Raw genomic sequence first — 4,451 nt, 5'->3', positions numbered from 1 at the left:
GATGCAGCATCATTGCAGAGTAACGCCTTACGGTGTTCTGCAAAATCAACCATGATTACGCGCCTCGAGTTGCAACAAGTGCTTCAGCAATTGCTTTCTTAAAGCGAACAATTACTTCTTCACATTCAGCTTGAGTGATAATAAGTGGGCAAAGTAAACGAATCACTGTACCGTTACGACCGCCTTTTTCTAACAATAACTTGTTGTTAAAGCATGCCGCTTGAATCGCTGCTGCCAGTTGACCATCTGCAGGTAAAGACCCCATATGATCCGCTGGTTTACGCTCATCAACAATTTCAACACCAATCATCAAACCACGGCCACGCACGTTACCGATACATGGGAACTCTTGAGCCAGCTTTTTAAATTCAGCTTGTAAGAAATCACCACGTTCTTGTGCATTCTGCGCAAGGTTTTGTTCTTTGATGGTTTTGATGGTTGCAAGACCAGTACCCATCGCCAATTGGTTACCACGGAAAGTACCCGTGTGACCTGCTGGTTGCCATGCGTCGAACTTACGCTTAATGCCCAGTACAGCAAGCGGTAAGCTACCACCTACAGCTTTAGACATGACAACAACGTCAGGTTCAATACCTGCGTGTTCGAATGCGAACATCTTGCCTGAACGTGCAAAGCCTGCTTGAACTTCGTCAAGAATCAACACGATATTGTGTTTTTCAGTCACTTCGCGGATTTTTTTCAACCATTTGGTTGGCGCTGTTACCACACCACCTTCACCTTGAATTGCTTCAAGAATCACAGCAGCTGGCTTAGTTACACCACTTTCAACGTCTTCGATGAAATTCTCAAAGAAATACGTTAAAGCATCCACACCCGCTTCACCACCTAAACCAAGTGGGCAACGGTATTCATGCGGATACGGCATAAATTGAACGCCTGGCATCAAACCATTTACAGCATTTTTAGCAGACAAATTACCTGTCATAGCAAGCGAACCATGTGTCATACCATGGTAGCCACCAGAGAAGCTAATCACTGTACTACGACCCGTATAAGTCTTTGCTAATTTAATTGCTGCTTCCGTGCCATCTGCACCAGATGGACCACAGAACTGTAAACAATACTCTTCTTTACCACCAGGTAATTGCTCAAGTAATGCTTCAGTAAACGCATCTTTTAAAGGTGTCGTTAAATCCAAAGTATGTAATGGTAGACCGCTTGCAAGCGTATCTTGGATACTTTGAATTACCGCAGGATGATTATGGCCCAAAGCCAATGTTCCTGCCCCAGCTAAACAATCGAGGTACTCTGTACCTTCAACATCAGTAACCCAGCAACCTAATGCTTTGGCTATCGCTAACGGTAATTTCCGTGGATAGCTACGAACATTGGATTCCATCTGACTTTGGCGAGTCAAATAGTATTCGTTAGTAGAATTAGTGGCAGGGTTTACAGAAGAAACGCTCATATCGAATTACCATCTCTGATATGGGTTGAAAGAAATAAGTCGGGTGACTTTTGGTCCTTTGACTCGGCGCTTTATAAAATCTAGTTAGATAGTGTTCAGATACTTCATAACTAGGAGGCGGATGATACAGAAATTTTCAATAAAATAAACAGCTTTTGGATATTATCTGTCATAAATTTACTAAAAAAATAGATCGTCCTAAACCATAGCTTAAATTATCATCTTACAGTGTGACAACGTAAAGAAAACCCGATGATTTTATTTATTTTTCAACTTTGCCAAAAAATATAATAAAGTTCAGCTTAGATGAAAATTAAGCGATTGAAAAAATTAAATATATCTAGACTTTATTGAAAAATAATATGTACTCATTTTTACAATCGAACCACAATATTTTCGCAAATTCACCACAAATTGGCTTTAAGCTTTTTATAAATGTTGCAAAACTCCTCGTAAATAAAAAAGGAATAAAAATGCGTCAATTCTTCATCCCAGCCATCGCACTTAGCACTTTATTTAGCTCCGCAGTTTTTGCACAGTCAGATAACCAATTAAACTACAATATTGTCAACGTTCAGGCCGAAGCAACACGCCAAGTTTCCAATGATCTCATGAATGCAACTTTGTACATTGAACGCAGCAATAAGCAACCTGCTGAACTGGCTACTCAAATTACACAGTTGATGAATCAAGCCACTGCTTTAGCACGCAAATACCCAAGTGTAAAAGTCGAAACGGGCTCTCAAAGCACTTACCCAATTTATAATGATGACAACCAAAAGCTAAAAGAATGGCGTGGTCGTGCAGAAATTAATTTAGAAAGCACAGACTTTAAGGCAGCAAGTCAGTTGATTGGTGAGTTACAACAGAACTTCCAAACCCAATCTATTGGTTTTAGTGTATCTGATGCACAACGTAAAAAAGTCGAAAATGAGCTGATTATTGAAGCATCGAAAAACTTCCAACAACGTGCGCAATCTTTAGCACAAGCATGGAACAAATCAGGCTATAACTTGGTGAACTTGAACATTAACACCAGTAACTATTACCCTCGTCCAGTGATGATGCGTGCTGAAAGTGCAAAATTTGCAATGGCTGATGCAGCACCAATGCAAGATGTGGCAGGTGGCGAGTCTAAAATCACCGTAAATACAAATGGTACTGTTCAATTTAAATAAAAAAATAGCGCTCATGCAATTTGAAAAGCGACATTAAACTTAGCTTTTAAATTCAGTGCGCAACGTGATTTTACTTTTAAAGCTGACAGCCAATTCACTCAAATCCATGCAGCAGATAAAAAAGACTACATTTTTGTGGTCTTTTTTATTTTAACAATATGACAAAATTGTGACACATTTTCGCACTTTATAAATATCACCCTACTTCATGACCCTCTCTGAACTTAATTTATCGCTTTTTTCATGGATTAATGCATCTCCCGAAGCTAGCAATACCAATATTCATTTTGCTATTTTCATTGCCAATGACCTGCTCTATTGCATGATTTTACTGTTTGCTTGGTTTTGGCTACGTGGTAACTATGACACTAAAAAGCAGATATTGAAGGCATTTATCTTTACCAGTATCGCCATTTTGATCAGCCAATGTATTTCGCATGTGTATTATCACCCGCGGCCTTTTGTCATGGATGTTGGACGCACTCTCATTTACCATGCACCTAATGGTTCATTCCCGAGTGACCATATGCTGATTTTTAGCAGTATTGCCTTTTCTTATCTGTTCTCGGCACAGCGCAAACTGGGAGTTTTTCTCTTGATTATGGCTTGGCTTGTTGCATGGTCACGTGTCTATCTCGGTGTGCACTTCCCTTTAGATATGCTCGGCGCTTTTCTATTGGCTTTTGCCTTAAACTTCTTTGGTTTAACCCTTTGGAATCTCTATAAAGAGAAAATCATGCAATGGGCACTCACCATTCACTTTTACTTATTTAAGCCACTGATTCAAAAAGGCTATATCAAATAACTTTTGCTTTAAAGCAAAAATTCCCGCTCGAAAGCGGGATTTTTTTAATGCATTTAAATCAGTAGATCGCCATGTGGTTTCGATGAATCATCTCAAGTGAGCGTGCTTCACCTAGAACTTGGTGAACTTTATCTGACGCTAAGCCCTTTACCAGCTCCGCAGAACGTGAACTAAAGTTGACACGCCCGACCGCAACACGACCACCTTGGATATCAACACATTCAACCACGTCACCGCGCTCAAAATGCCCTTCCACAGCTTTCACGCCAACTGGAAGTAAACTACGATGATTATCTTTAATGGCCTTAACCGCACCATCATCCAACACCAAACGACCTGCTGTTTGTAAGTGAGCCGCTAACCATTGTTGATGAGCCGTAATGCGGTCATTGTCAGTAATAAACAATGTCCCAAGCATTTCACCATCCATCAAACGTGCAAGCACATTATCACTTTCACCACTGGCAATCAGCGTTGGACAGCCAGACTTTGCAGCCAAGCGTGCAGCACGGACTTTGGTCAACATGCCGCCACGACCAAACTTACCGCCACCGCCAGCCATATCAAACAAGCTTTCATCTAAAGCACGCACGGTATGGAACAGTTTCGCATCTGGGTTTGAACGTGGGTCTGAGTCAAACATACCCTGCTGATCAGTCAAAATAATTAACAAATCAGCATGGACTTGACCTGCAACCATCGCGGCCAGCGTGTCATTGTCACCAAAGCGAATTTCATCGGTCGAAACCGTGTCATTTTCATTGATCACAGGGATCACATGCCATTCAATCAAGTTCTGTAAAGCGTCACATGAGTTCAAATAACGACGACGGTCTGCCAAGTCATCATGGGTCAACAACACTTGTGCAGTCTGAATGTGATGTTTTTCAAGCACACTCGACCATGTATGAATCAGGCCCATCTGACCAATGGCAGCACACGCCTGAAGACTGGGTAGATCGGTGGGTCGGCTGTCTAGCTTCATACGAACCATACCTTCAGCCACAGCTCCTGATGACACCAGAATAATCTCATGTCC

At 41.4% G+C, this 4,451-nt stretch carries 4 protein-coding genes; 2 read left to right on the top strand and 2 right to left on the bottom strand.

Going from position 1 to position 4,451, the window contains the following annotated elements; translation table 11 throughout:
- Positions 1–55: 55 nt before the first annotated feature.
- The gene (locus tag B4F08_RS05560; RefSeq protein WP_086209584.1) at positions 56–1,429 is read right to left on the bottom strand and encodes a diaminobutyrate--2-oxoglutarate transaminase; all 1,374 of its coding nucleotides are present in this window, start codon (positions 1,427–1,429) and stop codon (positions 56–58) included.
- A 473-nt stretch (positions 1,430–1,902) separates the two neighbouring features.
- On the opposite strand from B4F08_RS05560, the gene B4F08_RS05555 reads away from it, so the two are divergent.
- Both B4F08_RS05555 and B4F08_RS05550 read left to right on the top strand, forming a co-directional pair.
- A complete protein-coding gene (locus tag B4F08_RS05555; RefSeq protein ID WP_086209585.1) occupies positions 1,903–2,607 on the top strand; it encodes an SIMPL domain-containing protein in 705 nt (234 codons plus the stop codon).
- Positions 2,608–2,815: 208 nt separating this feature from the next.
- Entirely contained in the window at positions 2,816–3,412 is a 597-nt protein-coding gene (locus B4F08_RS05550) for a phosphatase PAP2 family protein (protein ID WP_291373680.1), read from the top strand.
- A gap of 58 nt (positions 3,413–3,470) precedes the next feature.
- Here B4F08_RS05550 and proB read toward each other — a convergent pair.
- Positions 3,471–4,451, bottom strand: a 981-nt coding sequence (proB, locus tag B4F08_RS05545) for a glutamate 5-kinase (RefSeq protein ID WP_291373678.1), incomplete at its 5' end; no start/stop codon positions are given.

This window comes from Acinetobacter sp. UBA6720 (assembly GCF_002454215.1).
In the GTDB taxonomy this organism is placed as follows: Bacteria; Pseudomonadota; Gammaproteobacteria; order Pseudomonadales; family Moraxellaceae; genus Acinetobacter.
The sequence above is the reverse complement of the archived record's forward strand: the minus strand, read 5'-3'. Positions and strand labels throughout refer to the sequence as shown.

Bases quoted from the DNA above. Each gene is read 5' to 3' on its own strand.
- B4F08_RS05560 (WP_086209584.1), bottom strand. From the start codon at position 1,429: ATGAGCGTTTCTTCTGTAAACCCTGCCACTAATTCTACTAACGAATAC.
- B4F08_RS05555 (WP_086209585.1), top strand. From the start codon at position 1,903: ATGCGTCAATTCTTCATCCCAGCCATCGCACTTAGCACTTTATTTAGC.
- B4F08_RS05550 (WP_291373680.1), top strand. From the start codon at position 2,816: ATGACCCTCTCTGAACTTAATTTATCGCTTTTTTCATGGATTAATGCA.